Raw genomic sequence first — 18145 nt, 5'->3', positions numbered from 1 at the left:
GTCGTCATCCTGACTCCACGAGGCGTTCGACGACGGTGACGTTCGCCTGTCCCCCGCCCTCGCACATCACCTGCAGGCCGTACCTGCCGCCGGCGCGCTCCAGCTCGTGCAGCAGCTTGACGGCCAGCACCGCGCCGGTCGCGCCGAGGGGGTGCCCGAGCGCGATGGCGCCGCCGTTGGGGTTGACGCGGGCCGGGTCGGCGCCGGTCTCCTTGATCCAGGCCAGGACGACGGACGCGAACGCCTCGTTGATCTCGACGACGTCGAAGTCGCCGATCTCCATGCCGGTGACGCGCAGCGCGTGCGCGGTGGCGGGGATGGGGGCCGACAGCATCATGATCGGGTCGTCGCCGCGGGCCGACAGGTGGTGGACGCGGGCGCGCGGGGTCAGGCCGTGCTCGCGTACGGCTCGGGGCGAGGCGACGAGCAGGGCGGCGGCGCCGTCGGAGATCTGTGAGGCCAGCGCGGCGGTCAGGCGGCCGCCCTCGGTCAGGGGTTCGAGCGCGGCCATCTTGTCCAGGGTGGTGTCCCTGCGCGGGCCCTCGTCGGTGGTGACGCCCTCGTACGGGGCGATCTCGCGGCGGAAGCGACCGGCGTCGACGGCGTCCAGGGCGCGGCGGTGCGAGGCGTACGCGTACCGCTCCATCTCCTCGCGCGACAGCTCCCAGCGCTCGGCGATCATCTCGGCGCCGGCGAACTGGGAGACCTCGCGGGTGCCGTACCGCTCGGCCCAGCCCTTGGAGCCCGAGAACGGCGTCTCGTGCCCGAACGGCCGGCCCGCGAGCATGGCGGCGGAGATGGGCACCATGGACATGTTCTGCACGCCGCCCGCCACCACCAGGTCCGCGGTGCCGGACAGCACGGCCTGGGCGGCGAAGTGCAGCGCCTGCTGCGAGGAGCCGCACTGCCGGTCCACGGTGACCCCGGGCACCTGCTCCGGCAGGCCGGCCGCCAGCCAGCAGGTACGCGCGACGTCGCCCGCCTGCGGCCCGATCGTGTCCACGCAGCCGAGGATCACGTCGTCCACGGCCGCCGGGTCGGCGCCCGTGCGGGCCATCAGCTCCTTCAGCACGTGGGCCCCGAGGTCGGCGGGGTGGGCCGCGGACAGGCCGCCGTTCCTGCGCCCGACCGGGGTGCGGACGGCGCCGACGATGTACGCCTCGCTCATCTCCGCATCGTAGCAAGCGCTTGGTCTAGCCGGGAACGCCGTATGAGCTGGCACTGTTGTGTGAACAAGCGATTGTCTGAGGGCTCATAATGGTGACGTGACGACGCGAAAGAACTCCGGCACCACCACCGCCCCGGCGAAGCGCCAGCGCGCGACCTCATCGGGGTCCGCGTCAGAGCGCCGTGACCACCTCGTCAAGCTCGCCGCGGAGCTCTTCGCGCGCAAGGGCTTCCAGGCCACGACCGTACGCGAGATCGCCAACGAGGCCGGCATCCTCTCCGGCAGTCTTTACCACCACTTCGACTCCAAGGAGACGATCGTCGACGAGGTGCTGTCCACCTTCCTCGACGACCTGCTCGCCCGCTACCGCGCCGCGCTCGACTCGGGTCCCGACCCGCGCGCGGTGCTGGAGGAGATGGTCCGCATCGGCTTCGGCACGCTGGAGCCCCACCGCTCGGCCATCACCGTGATGCAGAACGACTGGAACTACCTGCGTCAGTTCGAGCGCTTCAACTACCTCGTCAAGGCCGAGGACGAGGTCGAGCAGATCTGGGTCTCGCAGATCAAGGCCGGGCAGGCGGCCGGGCTGCTGCGGGCCGACGTCGACCCCAAGCTGACCTACCGGATGATCCGCGACACGATCTGGGTGGCGGTGCGCTGGTTCCGTCCAGGCGGCAGGCTCAACACGGCCGGGCTGGCCGAGCACTACATCACCGTGCTCTTCGACGGCATCGCCACGGGCGACCGCACCACGCACAAAGGATGAGCCTCGGTAAGGCGGTGCGGCTGGCACTGCAGGACGTGGCCGAGCCCGGCAAGGCCGAGACCATGCGGGCCTACATGAAGTCGGAGATGCCGTTCCTCGGCGTGAAGGCGGTGCCCAGGCGGTCGGTGCTGCGGGTGGTGTTCGGCGAGCACCGGCTGGAGAGCGCGCCCGAGTGGCGGCGCGCGGTGCTGTCGCTGTGGCGGGAGGCCGAATACCGCGAGGAGCGCTACGCCGCCATCGAGCTGTCCGGCCACCACCTCTATCGCGACTACCAGACCCTCTACACGGTCCCCATGTACGAGGAGATGATCGTCACCGGCGCCTGGTGGGACCTGGTCGACGAGCTGGCCACGCACCGCATGGGCCACCTGCTCGCCACCTACCCCGACTCCATGCGCCCGATGATGCTCGAGTGGGCCCACGACGCCGACCTGTGGAAGCGGCGCACGGCCATCCTGTGCCAGAACCGCTTCAAGGAGCGCACCGACACGGCGCTGCTCTACGCGTGCATCGAGCCGAGCCTGTCCGACAACGAGTTCTTCGCCCGTAAGGCGATCGGCTGGGCGTTACGCGAATACGCCAAGGTCAACCCCGCCGAGGTCGTCCGCTATGTCCGGGCGAAGGGCCTGACGGGGCTCAGCAAGCGCGAGGCGCTGAAGAACGTGCCCGCCTCCTAGCGGGTCCACAGCGCGTCCTGCACGGCCTGGACGAGGGCCATCAGCTCAGGGGTGACCCGCTCCCTCGACCAGGCCAGCGCGTACGTGATGCGCAGCCCGCCCGCCTCCAGCGGCACGAACCGCACGTCGTCGCGCCGGACCGTGCGCACCAGCAGGTGCGGGATGGGCAGCAGCCCGGCGCCGGCCGCCACCAGGTCGAGCGCGGCGGCGAAGTCGTCGTCGGCCACCAGCCGCGGCCTGCCCGGCAGCCCCTGCCACGGGCGGCTCGCCGGGGTCAGCAGCACCTCGCCGCCCAGGTCGGTGGCGCTCGCCCGTGGCCGCGCGGCCAGCCGGTGCCCGTCGGGCACGGCCAGGTGGTCCACCGTGACGTGGAACCTGGCCGCCGTGACGAACTGCGCGGGCGCCGGCGTCGCCAGGATCGCGGCCGACACCTCGTGATCGGCCAGCGCCTGTGCCGCGGCCGTCCGTCCCGCCGCGCGCAGCTCGACCCCGATGGACGGGGTGCGGCTCGCGAGCCGCCTGGCGATCCTGGCCGCCAGCGCGCCGACGAGCGGTGGATAAGCCAGGTGAATGGTCGGCCTGGCCAGCCTGGCCGCCTCGTCGCCGAACGCGCGTACCGACTCGATCACCTGCTCCGCGTACGCGAGCAGCGCCTTGCCCTGGGCGGTGAGCCGCACCTCGCGGGCGCTGCGCTCGAACAGCCTGGTGCCGGTGGCGCGTTCGAGCCGGGTGACGGCCTGGCTCATCGCCGGCTGGGACATCCCCAGGTCGGCCGCCGCGGCCGAGAAGCTCAGCCGCTCGGCCACCCGCGTGAAGCACTGGATCTCCCTGAGCATAAGCAGCACCAATACATGGTGCACGACGTGGCGGATGGTCGGCACGATGCGAGCGACCTGATCGTCCTTGCTGAGGGAGTCGAAACCCATGTCCCCAACCGCCGTCTTCCCCGCCTCCACGGTGCTCGGCTACCCGAGGATCGGGCCGCGCAGGGAGCTGAAGCGGGCGCTGGAGTCGTACTGGGCCGGGCGGTCCACCCGGGCCGAGCTCGACCGGGTGGGCGCCGAGCTGCGCGAGCGCACCTGGCGGCGGCTGGCCGAGCTGGGGCTCGACGGACTGCCGTCCAACACCTTCTCCCTGTACGACCACGTGCTGGACACGGCGGTGCTGCTGGGGGCGGTGCCGAAGCGGTATCGCGACGCGGCGGACCCCTATTTCGCGATGGCCAGGGGCACCGAGGAGCTGGCGCCGCTGCGGATGACCAAGTGGTTCGACACGAACTACCACTACATCGTGCCGGAGATCGGGCCTGAGACGGTGTTCGAGCTGGACGCGGCCAAACCCCTCGGCGAGGTGCGCGAGGCGCGGGCCCTGGGGTACGAGACGCGGCCCGTGGTGGTGGGGCCGGTCACCTTCCTGCTGCTGGGCGGGGCGCTGGACCGGCTCGACGACGTGCTCGGGCCCTACGAGGAGCTGCTGGCGGCGCTCGCCGCCGAAGGGGTCGCCTGGGTGCAGCTCGACGAGCCCGCGCTGGTCGGTGACCGGACGCCTGAGGAGCTCGACGCGGTGCGACGGGCGTACGAGCGGCTGGGCGCCGTGACGGCGCGGCCCGCGCTGCTGGTGGCCGCACCCTACGGCGACCTCGGTGAGGCGCTGCCGGTGCTGGCCGGCACGCCCGTGGAGGCCGTCGGGCTCGACCTGGTACGCGGCGGCGTCCCCGCCGTCGATCTGACCGGCAAGACCGTGGTCGCCGGGGTGGTGTCGGGGCGCGACGTGTGGCGGACCTCGCAGGAGCGCGCGCTGGCGACCCTCGCGGCCGTCCGAGCCTCCCGGGTCACCGTCTCCACCTCGTGCTCCCTGCTGCACGTCCCCTACACGCTGGCCGCCGAGCCCGGCCTGGACCCGGCGCTGAAGGAGCGGCTGGCCTTCGCCGAGGAGAAGGTGGCCGAGGTGGTGGCACTCGCCGCGGCGGACCGCCCGGCCGCCGGGCGCATCCCTGAGGTGTCCGTGCCGCCGGCCGCTCCTGTGGCGCTGGAGGAGCGCGGGCCGTATGCGGTACGGGCCGCCGCGCAGCTCACGTTGCCGCCCCTGCCGACCACCACGATCGGCTCGTTCCCGCAGACCGGCGAGCTGCGCGCGGCCCGCGCGGCGGTGGTGGCCGGGACGCTGCCGCAGGCGGACTACGAGCAGCGGGTCGAGGCCGAGATCGAGCGGGTGATCCGGCTGCAGGAACGGCTCGGGCTCGACGTCCTCGTGCACGGCGAGCCGGAGCGCAACGACATGGTGCAGTACTTCGCCGAGCACCTCGACGGGTTCGCGGTCACCGGGAACGGCTGGGTGCAGTCGTACGGGTCGCGCTGCACCCGGCCGCCGATCCTGCACGGCGACGTCACCAGGCCCGCCCCGATCACCGTGCGGTGGGCCACCTACGCGCAGTCGCTGACGGACCGGCCGGTCAAGGGCATGCTCACCGGGCCCGTCACGATCGTGGCCTGGTCGTTCGTCCGTGACGACCTGCCGCTGCGCGACGTGGTGTTCCAGGTGGCCGACGCGATCAGGGACGAGGTGCGCGACCTGGAGGCGGCCGGCGTGCGGATCATCCAGGTGGACGAACCGGCCCTGCGCGAGCTGCTGCCGCTGCGCCGCGCTGCCCAGTCCGACTATCTGGAGTGGGCGGTGGCGGCGTACCGGCGAGCCACGTCGGGAGCGAGCGACCACACCCAGATCCACACCCACCTGTGCTACTCCGACGCCGACCAGATCCTCGCCGCCATCGACGGCCTGGACGCCGACGTCACCACCATCGAGTCCGCCCGCTCCGGCGGGCGCATCCTCGGCTCCGTCCCAGGGTTCGGGCGCGGGCTCGGCCCCGGCGTGTACGACATCCACTCGCCCCGCGTCCCCGCCGTGGACGAGGTCGAGGCCCTCCTGCGCCGGACTGTCGAGGCGCTCCCGGTCGAGCGGGTGTGGGTCAACCCGGACTGCGGCCTGAAGACGAGGACGTACGAGGAGGTGGAGGCGTCGCTGACCAACGTGATCACCGCCACCCGCCGCCTCCGCGCGGAGCTCTAGGGGGCGGTGGTGAAGGCGGCGTGGCGGGAGGCGGCTTCCGGCTCGGTGAGCAGCGGGCGGGCGGCGAGCCAGGCCGCCGCCCCCGCGCCGTCCCTGGCCGTCGCGACCCGTTCACCGGCCAGCAGCTCCGTGACCGCGTCACGCACGGGCCCGTCGTTGGTCAGTACGCTGCCCGCGAGCACCACGGGCCCGGACACGTGCACCCGCCGCAGCGTGTCCACCAGATGCCCGGCCGCCCGCCCGACGATCCCCTCCGCCACCGGGTCGCCGGCCGCGGCGGCCTTGCTGACCAGTGCCGCCAGGGCGGCCAGCCCCATGTGATCGGTCTGCGCCACCCGCACGACCCGATCGGCGATGGCACGCGGGGTCTCGGGCCGCTCCTGGCCGAGGACGTGGGTGAGGACCAGGTCGGTCAGGATGTCATCCCGGGCCGGCAGGCGGCCGCGGTCGAGGGACGCGACGACCGCCTTGGCGGCCTCGCGGCCGATCCAGAAGCCGGAGCCCTGGTCGCCGAGCAGCCAGCCGAGCCCGTCCGCGATCCGCGCCACCTCGAAACCGGCCACCCGGGTGGCGACCGCGCCCGTGCCTGACAGCAGCAGCGAGCCGTCGGGCTCGGCGGAGCCGGCGGCGTAGGCGATGGTCACGTCCCGGACGTAGACAGGCGGCTGAGGGATGCCGTGAGCGGCCCAGAGCGCGGCCAGCTCGGGCACCATCGCGGCGGTGTGCCCCGCGACACCCGCCAGTGAGGCGGCGACGCGGCTCCCGTCGAGGGAGTCCAGCGCCTCCTTCAGCGCGGCGCCGATCGCCGCGACGGCCTTGGCGAGCCCGTGGGCGGTGGGGTTGCCGGCGGCGGCCCGCGCGTACCCCACCCTCCGGCCGTCGAGCGCGTGCACGGACACCCGCGTGGAGGTGGCGCCGGCATCGACACCGACCACTAGCGATTCAGTCACGGAACGAGTCTGGGGGTTGACGCGACCGGTAAGCAAGAATAATTTTCGCCAGAAGACCGGGTATTCGGAAGGAATATTCGTGACTTCAGGAGCGCTCGGGCGCGTCGAAACAGAACTACCCGGCTTGCCGGAGGCTCTACGCAGGGTCGGCGAGGTGATCCTCGGCGATCCGGCCGAGGCCGCGCGCTCGACCATCATCGCGCTGGCCGAACGCGCCGGCAGCTCGCCCGCGACCGTGACCAGGTTCTGCCGGGCCTTCGGGTTCTCCGGCTACGCCGAGCTGCGGGTCGCGCTGGCCACCGAGACCGGCCGCGCCGCGCAGGCCGGCTGGGGCGCGGGCGTCGGCCACGAGATCGGCCCCGACGACCCGCTCGACGCGGCCATCGAGGTGATGGCCGCCGCCGACACCCGGCTCATCCAGGACACCGCGGCCCAGCTCGACCTCGACGTGGTGGGCCGGGTGGCCGCCGCGATCGTGGCCGCGCCGCGCGTGCTCCTGGTCGGCGTCTCCACCAGCGGGAACGTCGCCACCATGCTCGAAGGGCGGCTGCGCCGCATCGGCATCCCGGTCTGGAGCGCGGGCGACGCCCACGTGGCGCTGTCGGAGGCGGCGCTGATGAAGGCGGGCGACGTGGCCATCGGGATCAGCCACCGCGGGCGTACCAGGGAGGTCATGGAGGCGCTCGCCGAGGCGGGCGGCCACGGCGCGCTGACCGTCGCCGTCACCTCCTTCGCCCGCTCCCCCCTCGCAGAGCTGGCCGACCTGGTGCTGACCACCGCGAGCAGGGAGACCACGTTCAGGCTGGGCGGGCTCGCGGCCGTGCACTCGCAGCTCTTCGTGCTGGACGCGGTGTACGTGGCGGTCGCGCAGCTCACGTACGAGCGGACGAACGAGGCGTTCGAACGCACGATCAGGGCCGTCGAGGGCCACCGGGTGGAGAGAGGCTGAATGACGCTCCCCGCGCGAGGCCGCCCGCGGCGGCGTCCTGGCCCACCCTCAGGCGATCACCCAAGCCTCGTCCACCGGACGGGGCTCCACCACAGCGGACCATGAAAGGTCAGGAATAGCCACCATGCCTCACACCCCCCGTATCAGCAGGCGCGAACTCCTCCGCGGCGCGGCGCTCGTGCCCGTGGCGGGCGCGCTGGCCGCCTGCGCCACCCCGGCCGCCCAGCCGGCGCAGTCCAGCTCGGCCGCCCCCGCGGCGACCAGCGCGGCGAACCCGTTCGGCGTGGCCAACGACAAGCCGCTGGAGGTGTGGATCTTCGACGGCGGCTTCGGCCAGGAGTACGCCACGAACATCCATCAGCCGCTGTTCAAGTCGAAGTATCCGAGCGTGGAGATCAAGCACAACTCCACCAAGGAGATCACCAAGATCCTGCAGCCGCGCTTCGCCGGCGGCAACCCGCCCGAGGTCATCGACAACTCGGGCGCGAACTTCATGGACTTCGGCGCGCTCTCCCAGGACGGCCAGCTCCAGGACCTGACCCCGCTGCTCGACGCGCCGAGCTGGGATGACCCGAACGTCAAGGTCCGCGACACCATCGACCAGTCGGTCATCGACATCGGCATGTACGACGGCAAGTTCAGCGTGCTGGGCTACGTCAACTACATCCACGGCATCTGGTACTCGCAGAAGGTCTTCAGGGAGAACGAGTGGGAGGTGCCGAAGACCTGGGACGCGTTCCTCGCGCTGTGCGAGACCATCAAGAAGTCCGGCAAGATGGCGCCCTTCACCTACGCCGGCAAGTTCCCCCAATACCTGTACGAGCCGCTGCTCACCATGGCCGCCAAGATCGGCGGCAACGAGGTGCTGGTGAACATCGACAACCTGGAGGACGGCGCCTGGACGACGGAGGCCATGAAGACCGCCGCCGCGGCCTGGGCCGAGGTGGGCGCAAAATACCTCATGCAGGGCACGACCGGCCTCGACCACGTACAGACGCAGACCGCCCAGAACAAGTACAAGGTGGCCATGCTGCCGTCCGGCTCGTGGCTGGAGAACGAGCAGAAGACCACCACGCCGGACGACTTCGAGTACGGCATGTTCCCCATCCCCGACGTCACCGGCTCCGACAAGCTGCCGTACGGCACCCTGCACACCCAGCCGGGCGAGAACTTCATCGTCTCCTCGCGCAGCGCGCACCCGCAGGCGGGCCTGGAGTACCTGCGGGCCATGCTGTCGAAGAAGGCCGCCGGTGACTTCAGCGCGCTCGTCCGCACGATGACCGTGGTCAAGGGCGCCACCGAGGGCCGCGACATCTCCCCCGGCGTCACCAGCGCCTCGAAGGCGGTCGCGGACGCCGGCGACAACACCGTCTACTACCGCTGGTTCAACTGGTACGGCCCGCTCAAGGACGAGGCCATCGCCGCCACCGGCGAGCTGATGTCCGGCAACCTCACCGCCGACAAGTACCTCGAGCGCATCCAGAAGAAGGCCGACGAGATCAAGAACGACTCCTCGATCAAGAAGTACAAGCGCTGATGACCTTCAACAGGTATCGCCGCGGGCTGTTCATCACCTCGTTCCTGGCAGCCCCGGTGATTCTCTACCTGGTGTACGTGATCGCCCCGTACGTCCAGGCGTTCTACATCGCGATGACGGACTGGCGCGGCGTGACGGCCACGCCGCGCTTCATCGGCCTGGAGAACTTCCAGCGGCTGTTCGCCGACACCGCGTTCTGGAAGGCGGTCACCCACAACGCGGCCCTGCTCGTGCTGCTGCCGCTGATCACGATCGTGATCGCGCTGTTCTTCGCGTTCCTGCTGAACGTGGGCGGCCGGCAGGGCACGTCGGGCATCCGCGGCTCGAAGTTCTACCGGGTGGTCTTCTTCTTCCCGCAGGTGCTGGCCGTGGCCGTGGTCGCGGTGCTGTTCCAGCAGGTGTTCCGGCCCGACGGCAGCGGCATGCTGAACGGGCCGCTGATGGCGCTCGGGCTCGAACCCGTCGGGTTCCTGTCCGACCCTGACGTGGCGTTCTGGTCGGTGCTGAGCGTCATGGTGTGGCAGGCGGTCGGCTTCTACGTCGTGCTGTTCTCCGCCGGCCTCGCCGGCATCCCGAAGGACATGTTCGAGGCGGCGCAGATCGACGGGGCGAGCCGGATCAGCCTGTTCTTCCGCATCACGCTGCCGCTGCTGTGGGACACCGTGCAGGTCGCCTGGGTCTATCTCGGCATCCTCGCCCTCGACGTGTTCGCCATCGTCTGGGTGATGACCCTGCAGCACGGCGGCCCCGACCGCTCGACGACGGTCATGGCCGCCGAGATCTACCGCAACGCCTTCGAGTACTTCCGCTTCGGCTATGCCTCGGCTCTGGGCGTGGTGATGTTCTTCTTCACGGTCGGCTTCGCGATCTTGTCGCTGCGCCTGTCCCGGCGCGAACGAATCGAGTACTAGGTGACGACGATGACCTCGTGGACCGCGGCCAACTCGCGCAAGCTCGCGCGCGCCGAGCGCAGGAACCGGCTGGGGCCGCTCGGGATGCTGACGCACCTGGCCCTGCTGATCTGGACGCTGCTCGTGATGGTCCCGATCGTGTGGACGTTCCTCGCCTCGGTCAAGAGCGAGGACGAGATCTTCGGCGACGCCTGGTCGCTGCCCGCCTCGCTGCGCTGGGACAACTTCGCGCGGGCCTGGGAGCAGGCGCACATCGGGCAGTACATGCTCAACAGCGTCATCGTCGTGTCGTTCAGTACGTTCGGGACGATGCTCATCGGGTCGATGGCGGCGTACGTGCTGGCCCGGTATCCCTTCCGCGGGAACCGGGCCATCTACCTGCTGTTCGTCTCGGGGCTGGCGTTCCCCGTCTATCTGGCGCTGACGCCGCTGTTCTTCGTCGTGCAGAACATGGGCAACCTCCCCCTGATCGGGCCGTTCATCGGCCTGAACACGCACGCGGGGGTGGTGCTGGTCTACATCGCGTACTCGATGCCCTTCACGGTCTTCTTCCTGTCGGCGTTCTTCAGGACGCTGCCGACCGCCGTGGGCGAGGCCGCGATGGTGGACGGGGCCTCGCACACCCGGGTCTTCTTCCAGATCATGCTGCCGATGGCCCGGCCAGGGATCATCAGCATCACGATCTTCAACATCCTGGGCCAGTGGAACCAGTACCAGCTCCCGCTCATCCTGCTGCAGGAGCGCGACAAGTGGGTCCTGACCATGGGCATCGCCGACATCTCCACGGCTGCCGGCTACGACCAGGACTGGTCCGCCCTCTTCGCCGCCCTGACTTTGGCCATCCTCCCGATGCTGATCGTCTACACGGCCTTCCAGCGCCAGATCCAGTCCGGCCTCACTTCAGGAGCACTGAAGTAAGCGGATGTTCCCCCGCGGGTGCGAGCTCGCGCGGCCAGGCGGACGGGTCGGCCACGCGGACGCCGCGCGGGGGAGTCTCGACCGCCCAGCCCTGGCGTACCAGGAGGGCGACGGCCTGGCGGGCGGTGACCCGGGCGACGCCGTAATGTCGCGACAGCGTGCCGGCGTCGGGGACCGCGCGGCCCGGCCGCAGCTCGCCGCGGGTGATGCGGGCCGCGACCGCCGCCGCGATCGGCACGTACAGCGCCCTGCTCGGCTTCACCCTGGGCACCCCCGCAGGACCGACGAACGTGCCCTCGCCGCGTACGGTGTGGGCCAGGCCGCGCCTGCGCAGCTCGCGGGCCGCGTTGCGGGCGGTCGTGCGCCCGATGCCGAACTCCTCCTCCAGCGCCGCCTCGCTCGGCAGCGCGTCGCCGACCCCGAACTCCCCGCCCGCGATCCGCTCGCGCAGCACCTCGGCCACCTGGACGTAGAGGGGGACGGGACCGTCACGGTCGAGCATGCTCGTATCGTAGACGTCTGCCTACGGGCGGACAGGCATGATCAGTCCTTCGGCCACTTCTCCTCGGGTGACACATAGCTGCCCCGCTGCGGCACGGTGTAGATCCAGCCCTGCTCGCGCAACAGCGCCATCGCCCTGCGGACGGTCTCGCGCGCCACGTCGTGCTCCTTCACGAGCGCCGTCTCGCCGGGGATGGGCCGCCTTGGGCGGTATTTCCCCGCTTTGATGTCGCCCGCTATCTCCGTGGCGATCTGCTGGTAGAGCGGCACTTTGCGCTTCTTGCGCGGCCCGCCCGCCGGCGGTCCGACGAAGGCGCCCTCCCCTTGGACGGTGTAGATGAGCCCTTCCTCACGCAGTACGTGGATCGCGCGCCGGGCCGTCGTCCTGGCGACGCCGAACTCGTACTGGATGTCCGCCTCGCTCGGCACCGGGTCGCCCGCCGACAGATTCGCCAGCCGCTCTCTGAGGATGTTGGCGATCTGGATGTAGACGTGCGTGTCGCCTTCGTAGTCGAGCACGTAGGCAACATAGGCCAACGCGGGCAAGAGTGCCCATATCACTCTGTCTATCTAGACAGATTTTCCTGTGCAACCAGACAAGAGCAGACGACCAGAGCTATGGTTCATGCATGACGATCTGCCCCATCCCAGATGACGACAGGTGTCTGTCGACGCACCTCCCGCCCGCCAACCCCGACTACAAGAAGCTGGCGTGGACCCCCATCCGGCCGATGGGCCACTCCATCCGCGTACGCGACTTCACCTGCCCGTACCAGTCGATCAGCTACGAGCTGTGCGACTACGGCGGCGAGAGCTTCATCCGCAGGACCCGTAGGCACGGCGACGCCTGCTTCGTCGACGAGGCCGCCCGTGGCCGCCGCGCCATCACCACGGCGATCTGGGAGCAGCTACGCTCCGGCGACGCCAGGTGACGGCGCTCCCCCGATGAAGGCCTGGCTGTATTGACCCGCAGCATCGTCCACACGAGCGATCGGTGGGTGACCGCCGAGTGCGGTGGGGCATCGATGGCGATCGTAGGAGGGCAGGAAGTCTTGCGGAGCGGAGGTGGGTTCGTCGTCAGGGCAAGCCTGGGCGATGCGGGCGCCGACCCCTCTGACGGTACGTCCGCCGTGCGGTTCGAGGTTGAGCTGACCCTTGAGGGTGTCGTTGACGGACTCGATGAGCTGGCGGATCGGCTTGAGCAGTTCTTCGCCGGGGCGAGGGGTGCGGTTGCGGTAGGACGGGCTCAGCAAGCGGGCCTCGGAGTGGCTACCGAGCAGGCCCTGGGCGACGGCCAGGGTGAGCAGTTCGGCGTCGGTCAGCTGCGGCTTGCGTCCCGGTCGTGGCTGATGTCCGAGCCAGTCGTCTAGCCTTTGACGGCGCCCGCTGTCATGCCGGTGCCGACGTTGCGTTGCAAGAACAGGAAGAGCAGCAGGGCAGGCAAGGCGAACAGGCTGGCGGCGGCCATGGTGGCGCCCCAGTCGGTGCCGAAGACGTCCCTGAAGGACGAGAGCCACACCGGCAGGGTGCGCTTGTCCTGGGCCTTGATGATCAGCACGTTCACGAACGCGAACTCGTTCCACGCGGTGATGAAGCCGAACAGGGAGGTCGCCATCAGGCCGGGTGCCAGCAGGGGGAAGACCACGCGGCGGAAGGCCGTCATGCGGCCGCACCCGTCCACCTGGGCGGCCTCCTCCAGCTCCGGCGGGATCGCGGCGAGGAAGCCGCGCAGCGTCACGATCGTGAAGGGGAGGGTGAACATGAAGTAGACGCCGGTCAGCATGGCGAGCGAGTCGAGCAGGTCGGTGTCGCGGGCGATGACGAACACCGGCACCAGCAGCGCCTCCCACGGCGCCATCTGCGCGGCGAAGACCGCCACCACGAACGGGCCGCGCCCGCGCCAGCGCATCCGCGCCACCGCGAAGGCCGCGAGCAGCGCCACCACGAGCGCGATCAGCACCGCGCCCACGGTCACCAGGAGGCTGTTGCGCCAGTACGTCCAGAACCCCGGCGCGTTGACCGCCGTGACGAAGTGGTCGAGCGTCGGGTTCGCGGGCCAGAAGGTGGGGCTGGCCGACTGGATGTCGCGGGTGGGCTTGAAGGCCGTCAGGAACATCCAGTAGACGGGGAAGATCGTGGTCAGGAGCACGGCGACGGCCGTGGTGTTGAGCAGGACTCTTCTCATGAGCGGACCATCCGGCGCAGGTTGCTGATCAGGGCGGCGGCGAGCACGAGCACCAGCAGGATGGCCACCGCGGAGCCGAGGTCGTAGCGGTGCAGCACGCGGGCGACCTTGAACGCGTAGACGGGCAGGGTGGTCGTGGCGTCGCCGGGGCCGCCCTGGCTGAGCACCCAGATCTGCGGGAAGCACTTGGCCACCCAGATGATCTCCAGTGAGGTGATGAGGGCGAACAGCGACCTGAGCATGGGGAAGGTGACGTGGCGGAACACCTGCCGGCCGGTGCCGCCGTCGATCCTGGCCGACTCGAACAGCTCACTGGGGATCGTGGTGAGGCCGGCGTACAGGGTGAGCGCGGCGAACGGCACCGACTGCCACACCACGAGCGCCACGAGCACGGCGAACGTGGCGGTGCCGTTCGCGAACCAGGTGTAGCCGGCGAACGAGTCGAAGCCGAGCGTGACCAGCAGCCAGTTGACGATGCCCAGCTCCGACTGGAACAACCACTGGAACACCGTGGTCGCCGCGATGATCGGCATGGCCCAGGCGAGGGCGAGCGCGCTCATCAGGGCGAGGCGCAGGCCGCGGCGCAGGTGCTGGAGCATGAGCGCGACGCCGGTGGCCAGGCCCACGATGAGCACGACGTTGATCACCGTCCACACCAGCGTGCGCAGCAGCACCTGCCAGAACTGCTCGCCGCCGAGCAGCTCGGCGTAGTTGTCCAGGCCGGCGAACGCGGCCCCGCCCCTGATCAGTTCCCCCATGCGGAAGTGCTGCAGGGAGATCAGCAGCGCTTTGAGCAGCGGGTAGAGCAGGAGGAAGGCCCCGCCCGCCACCGTGGGCGCGATGAGCAGGTAGGGCCAGTACGAGCGGCTCCTCGACCACATTCAGGATCCGCTGTTCAGGGTCGTGGTGATGGACTCGGAGACCTTCTTCGCCTCGGCCGCCGGGTCGCCGCCGGTGAGCACGGCGGTCATGTACTGCTTGATCACGGAGGTGGCCTCGACGGCGGCCCAGTTGGGGGTGTTGGGGGTGGCGCGGCCGCTGGCGGCCCCCTTGGCCATGGCCGCGGTGCCCTCGTCGCCGTCGAGCACGCCGGCCAGCGAGGTACGGTTCGGCACGAAGCTCATGGTCTTGGCCAGCTCGGTCTGGAACTGCTCCCCCGCCAGCGCCTTGACCACCTCGTACGCCTGCTCCTGATGCTGGGAGGCGGCCGGGATGACGAGGTCGGAGCCGCCGGTGAAGACGGTGCCCGGCTTGTCGGCCGTCTTGCCGGGGATGGTGAAGAAGCCGATCTTGTCCTTGAGCCCGGCGTCCACCTCCAGCACGCGGGCGGCGATGCCGGGCACGGCGATGATCTGGGCGACCTTGCCCTGCGCGAACACCTCGTGCTGCGGCGGGTTGGCCTCGTCGGCGTCCTTGGGGCCCTTGCCGAGCGCCTGGAGCCGCTTGTAGAAGTCCATGGCGGCGAGCGCCTGCGGGGTGTCGAGCGCGCCCTTCCACCGGCCGCCCTCCTGGACGGCGAGGTCGCCGCCCTCGTCCCAGACGAAGCCGGCGAGGGCGTACCAGGTCTGACCGGTCAGATAAATGCCCTGATTTCCGTCTTTGTTGAGCTTTGAGGTGATGTCCAGCCACTCGTCGCGGGTGGCAGGCGGCTCCTTGATGCCGGCCTTCTCGAACAGCTCCTTGTTGTAGACGACCACGCGGTTGGCGGCGTACCACGGGATGCCGTACTGCTTGCCGTCCACGTTGCCCGGCTGCGCCAGGCCCGGCAGCCAGTCCTCGCCCTTGAGGTCGGCCACCTTCGCGGTCAGGTCGGTCACGCCGCCGCTCGCGCTGTACTGGGCGACCTGGGTGTTGCCGACCTCGATCACGTCGGGGGCGTCGGTGCTGGCCAGGGCCGCGGTGACGCGCTCGCCGATGCCGTCCCACTGCTGGATCTGGATGTCGAGGTCCACGTCCTGGTGCGCGGTCTCGTACTCGGTCTCGAACTTCTTCAGCAGCTCCTGCGTGACGCTGCCGTCCATGATCCAGACGGTCAGCTTGGCGGGGGCGTCCGGCGTGGCCGCCTGCGGCTCCTGGGCCGTGCCGCACGCCCCGAGCGCGAACACGGCCGCGAGGGCCAGGATGCGGTTCTTCATCGAAGACCTCCGAGGAAACCCCCGCCTTCCGGCGAGGGAGGAATCGGACTCTTGCGAAGCAGGACAGGGGCAGGCGTCTCGCCGTCAGGCGAAACGCAGTTTCGAACAAATACACGATTCCTAGCCGTACCCGCGTCTAGGCGCTGGAAGGCCGCCGCGTCTCCTACGCGGAGCTCTCGGCGCAGCTGACGGAATGGAAACGCAGCGGCGAGTTCGACTTCCTGTCCGAGGTGTCGTCGGTAACCCTTCAGCAGGCGCTTCGCCACCTTCAGGCGGCCTTCGCCAACTTCTTCGCCAAGCGGGCCGGGTATCCGGCGTTCACGTCCCGCGAGAGGTCGCGGGCCTCGGCCGAGTACACCCGGAAGGTGGCGCGGATCCACGCCCGCATCGCCGACCGCAGGAGGGGCTTCCTGCACAAGGTCACCACTCGGCTCGTCCGTGAGAACCAAACGGTCGTGATCGAGGACCTGAACGTTCGCAACATGGTCCGCAACCATTCGCTGGCGCGCGCCATCTCGGATGCGGCCTGGCGCCAGATGCGGTCGATGCTGGAGTGCAAGGCCGCCTGGTACGGGCGCACCCTGGTGGCGGTGGACCGCTGGTTCCCCTCCTCCAAGCTGTGCTCGTCCTGCGGCGCCTTGCGGGAGGAGATGCCGCTGACCATCCGCGTGTGGGAGTGCGCCTGCGGCGCGGTCCACGACCGGGACGTCAACGCGGCCAAGAAGGTGCTCGCCGCCGGGCTGGCGGAGAGCTGAAACGCCTGTGGAGCCGGGGTAAGACCTCAACGAGAGTCCTCTCGGGCGGGCGATCGGCGGTGAAGCAGGAAGGCCCACGGGCGACCGTGGGACTCCCCCTTCTCAAGGGAGGGGGAGGATGTCAAGACGTTCCTTGTCCACTGGGGGGTGCCCCGCGCCCGCACCGGGCGGGCGCGGGGGCGTCGGTCACGGGTTGGGGACGGTGTCCTTGAAGGCGGTGCCCGCCGTCCGCAGCGCGGCGACGCGGGAGGTCACGGTGGCGGGCGCGACGACCTCGTTCGCGCTGAAGTAGACGTAGTCGACCTGCTGCCGGTACGTCCGCGTCCCGCTCGCGCCCTGAAGATCGATGAACCACTGGTTGAACATGATCCACATGGGCGTCTCGGGGTAGTGGTCGCCGCCGTGGTCGGCGAACAGGCGGCCGTCCACGTAGTACTTGATGCGGCCGCCGGAGACCTGGATGACCAGGTCGTGCCAGCCGGCGAAGCTGGTGCGCTCCTCGGTGTGGGTGTTCACGGCCAGCCAGGGGTCGTTCCTGTAGGTCTCCCAGCTGGTGGCGTAGAGGATGTTCGACGGCTCGCCCCAGCCGCCGTTCGGCAGGTACTCGAAGTCCAGCTCGCCGTAGTCGGGGTCGAGGTCGTAGCGCAGCGGGGTGATGGTGAAGAACGTCTGCACCACGTGCTCACCGTCGGGGCCGCTGGTGGGGGCGTCGCTGAAGCGCACGCGGGCGGCGTAGGTGCCCTCGCGGAACTTGCGCTGGGCGGTGGACAGCTCGGTCTGTACGGTGCCGCCGGCGGTGCCGTTCGTGGACGAGTCGAGCGTCAGCAGGCCGCCGGGGAACGAGACGGCCGACGGTGACCAGGTCGCGCCGGGCACTCCGGGGCCGCCCGACGCCGAGCGCACGGTCCAGCCGCGCTGGGCCAGCCGGGCGTCGGTCGAGCTCGTGTAGGTGAAGTCGTCGAACAGCTCACCGGTGGCGCCCGGGTCGGGATCGGGATCCGGGTCGGGGTCGGGCTCGGTGCCGGTGGGGGTGCCCCAGGCGAGCTGCCCGTCGACATGGACGGTGACCTTGTCCCAGTCGGCGTAGGAGGTGTTCGGCCCGTAGGAGTAGTCGTCGCTCTGCTGGAACGACTGCCAGTCCGCGCGGTAGAAGCGCAGCTGCATGTCGCTGGTGTTCTGGCCGGGGCTCAGGCTGCCGGAGGTGAAGCCGACCTCCAGGTACTGCTTGCCGCCCTCCTGCGGGGCGAACCTGCCGGTGATCGTGGAGCAGCCGACCACGGCCCAGGAGCAGGCGAAGCGGTAGGTCTCCGTACCGGTGAGGTAGTAGCGGATCTTGACCTGGCTGAGCGGGATCGTCGTCGTGCCGGTGTTGAACAGGCGCAGCCACGGCTCGGCCTGGGCGGTCGTGGCGCCGGGGGCGCCGGTGCGGTACTGGAGGCGGACGGCTTGGGCGGCGGCTGCGGGTGAGGCGATCAGGGTGACCGCGATGAGGACGGCGGGGAGGGCTAAGGAGACAAGACGTTTACCGAAATTTCGAGACATGGGGGGTGGGCTCCTTGCGGTTGTGCGGCTCCCGAGAGACGTGCGGACATGCTGAAGACAGGTCGTGGCGCCGATCCGGCGC

Annotated in this window: 17 protein-coding genes and 2 pseudogenes; 9 read left to right on the top strand and 10 right to left on the bottom strand. The window is 70.2% G+C overall.

Going from position 1 to position 18145, the window contains the following annotated elements; genetic code table 11:
• Positions 1-4: 4 nt before the first annotated feature.
• Positions 5-1168, bottom strand: coding sequence for an acetyl-CoA C-acetyltransferase (locus AB0K28_RS39830; protein ID WP_364380531.1), 1164 nt, complete (start codon positions 1166-1168; stop codon positions 5-7).
• A gap of 97 nt (positions 1169-1265) precedes the next feature.
• Between AB0K28_RS39830 and AB0K28_RS39825 the strand changes: the two genes are divergently transcribed.
• Positions 1266-1934: a TetR/AcrR family transcriptional regulator gene (locus AB0K28_RS39825; protein ID WP_345398504.1), complete on the top strand. Its 669-nt coding sequence runs from the start codon at positions 1266-1268 to the stop codon at positions 1932-1934.
• Positions 1931-2611 (top strand): DNA alkylation repair protein, encoded by a 681-nt coding sequence (locus AB0K28_RS39820; protein WP_345398501.1) that lies wholly within the window; start codon positions 1931-1933, stop codon positions 2609-2611. The genes AB0K28_RS39825 and AB0K28_RS39820 overlap by 4 nt, the downstream gene beginning before the upstream one ends.
• On the opposite strand, the gene AB0K28_RS39815 is transcribed toward AB0K28_RS39820, so the two are convergent.
• The gene (locus tag AB0K28_RS39815; RefSeq protein WP_364380527.1) at positions 2608-3537 is read right to left on the bottom strand and encodes a LysR family transcriptional regulator; all 930 of its coding nucleotides are present in this window, start codon (positions 3535-3537) and stop codon (positions 2608-2610) included. The two genes, AB0K28_RS39820 and AB0K28_RS39815, sit on opposite strands and share 4 nt — an antisense overlap.
• Between AB0K28_RS39815 and metE the strand changes: the two genes are divergently transcribed.
• Entirely contained in the window at positions 3536-5680 is a 2145-nt protein-coding gene (gene metE / locus AB0K28_RS39810) for a 5-methyltetrahydropteroyltriglutamate--homocysteine S-methyltransferase (protein ID WP_364380524.1), read from the top strand. The genes AB0K28_RS39815 and metE overlap by 2 nt on opposite strands.
• Here metE and AB0K28_RS39805 read toward each other — a convergent pair.
• Entirely contained in the window at positions 5677-6630 is a 954-nt protein-coding gene (locus AB0K28_RS39805) for a BadF/BadG/BcrA/BcrD ATPase family protein (protein WP_364380521.1), read from the bottom strand. The two genes, metE and AB0K28_RS39805, sit on opposite strands and share 4 nt — an antisense overlap.
• 79 nt (positions 6631-6709) lie before the next feature.
• On the opposite strand from AB0K28_RS39805, the gene AB0K28_RS39800 reads away from it, so the two are divergent.
• The 4 genes from AB0K28_RS39800 to AB0K28_RS39785 all read left to right on the top strand — a co-directional run bounded on the left by AB0K28_RS39800 (position 6710) and on the right by AB0K28_RS39785 (position 10945).
• Complete coding sequence (locus AB0K28_RS39800; protein ID WP_364380518.1) at positions 6710-7579, top strand: MurR/RpiR family transcriptional regulator; 870 nt, start codon at positions 6710-6712, stop codon at positions 7577-7579.
• Between the two features lie 124 nt (positions 7580-7703).
• Positions 7704-9116, top strand: a complete 1413-nt coding sequence (gene ngcE, locus AB0K28_RS39795; protein WP_364380515.1) for an N-acetylglucosamine/diacetylchitobiose ABC transporter substrate-binding protein — start codon at positions 7704-7706, stop codon at positions 9114-9116.
• The gene (locus tag AB0K28_RS39790) at positions 9116-10027 is read left to right on the top strand and encodes a sugar ABC transporter permease (protein ID WP_345398483.1); all 912 of its coding nucleotides are present in this window, start codon (positions 9116-9118) and stop codon (positions 10025-10027) included. The genes ngcE and AB0K28_RS39790 overlap by 1 nt, the downstream gene beginning before the upstream one ends.
• 9 nt (positions 10028-10036) lie before the next feature.
• Positions 10037-10945 (top strand): carbohydrate ABC transporter permease, encoded by a 909-nt coding sequence (locus AB0K28_RS39785; protein WP_345398480.1) that lies wholly within the window; start codon positions 10037-10039, stop codon positions 10943-10945.
• On the opposite strand, the gene AB0K28_RS39780 is transcribed toward AB0K28_RS39785, so the two are convergent.
• Together AB0K28_RS39780 and AB0K28_RS39775 are read right to left on the bottom strand one after the other, a co-directional pair.
• Positions 10923-11447: a GntR family transcriptional regulator gene (locus tag AB0K28_RS39780; RefSeq protein ID WP_364380511.1), complete on the bottom strand. Its 525-nt coding sequence runs from the start codon at positions 11445-11447 to the stop codon at positions 10923-10925. The two genes, AB0K28_RS39785 and AB0K28_RS39780, sit on opposite strands and share 23 nt — an antisense overlap.
• 41 nt (positions 11448-11488) lie before the next feature.
• Entirely contained in the window at positions 11489-11965 is a 477-nt protein-coding gene (locus tag AB0K28_RS39775; protein ID WP_364380508.1) for a winged helix-turn-helix domain-containing protein, read from the bottom strand.
• A gap of 110 nt (positions 11966-12075) precedes the next feature.
• On the opposite strand from AB0K28_RS39775, the gene AB0K28_RS39770 reads away from it, so the two are divergent.
• Entirely contained in the window at positions 12076-12378 is a 303-nt protein-coding gene (locus AB0K28_RS39770; protein WP_364380505.1) for a hypothetical protein, read from the top strand.
• Positions 12379-12537: 159 nt separating this feature from the next.
• Here AB0K28_RS39770 and AB0K28_RS39765 read toward each other — a convergent pair.
• From AB0K28_RS39765 to AB0K28_RS39750, 4 genes and pseudogenes are all read right to left on the bottom strand, one after another.
• Positions 12538-12705 (bottom strand): annotated as a pseudogene (locus AB0K28_RS39765) (IS982 family transposase); the annotation flags it as partial.
• A 107-nt stretch (positions 12706-12812) separates the two neighbouring features.
• On the bottom strand, positions 12813-13631 hold the full coding sequence (locus AB0K28_RS39760) for a carbohydrate ABC transporter permease (RefSeq protein WP_345398465.1): 819 nt from the start codon (positions 13629-13631) through the stop codon (positions 12813-12815).
• The gene (locus AB0K28_RS39755) at positions 13628-14512 is read right to left on the bottom strand and encodes a sugar ABC transporter permease (RefSeq protein ID WP_364380502.1); all 885 of its coding nucleotides are present in this window, start codon (positions 14510-14512) and stop codon (positions 13628-13630) included. The genes AB0K28_RS39760 and AB0K28_RS39755 overlap by 4 nt, the downstream gene beginning before the upstream one ends.
• Positions 14513-15766 (bottom strand): extracellular solute-binding protein, encoded by a 1254-nt coding sequence (locus AB0K28_RS39750; protein WP_364380499.1) that lies wholly within the window; start codon positions 15764-15766, stop codon positions 14513-14515. It lies immediately after the preceding gene.
• 146 nt (positions 15767-15912) lie between these two features.
• On the opposite strand from AB0K28_RS39750, the pseudogene AB0K28_RS39745 reads away from it, so the two are divergent.
• A pseudogene (locus AB0K28_RS39745) lies at positions 15913-16518 on the top strand (transposase); the annotation flags it as partial.
• A 189-nt stretch (positions 16519-16707) separates the two neighbouring features.
• Here AB0K28_RS39745 and AB0K28_RS39740 read toward each other — a convergent pair.
• Entirely contained in the window at positions 16708-18063 is a 1356-nt protein-coding gene (locus AB0K28_RS39740; protein ID WP_364380496.1) for a cellulose binding domain-containing protein, read from the bottom strand.
• Positions 18064-18145: the final 82 nt, after the last annotated feature.

It is taken from the genome of Nonomuraea sp. NPDC049504 (assembly GCF_040676845.1).
GTDB lineage: Bacteria > Actinomycetota > Actinomycetes > Streptosporangiales > Streptosporangiaceae > Nonomuraea > Nonomuraea salmonea.
This window is presented reverse-complemented; position numbering and strand designations above follow the sequence as displayed.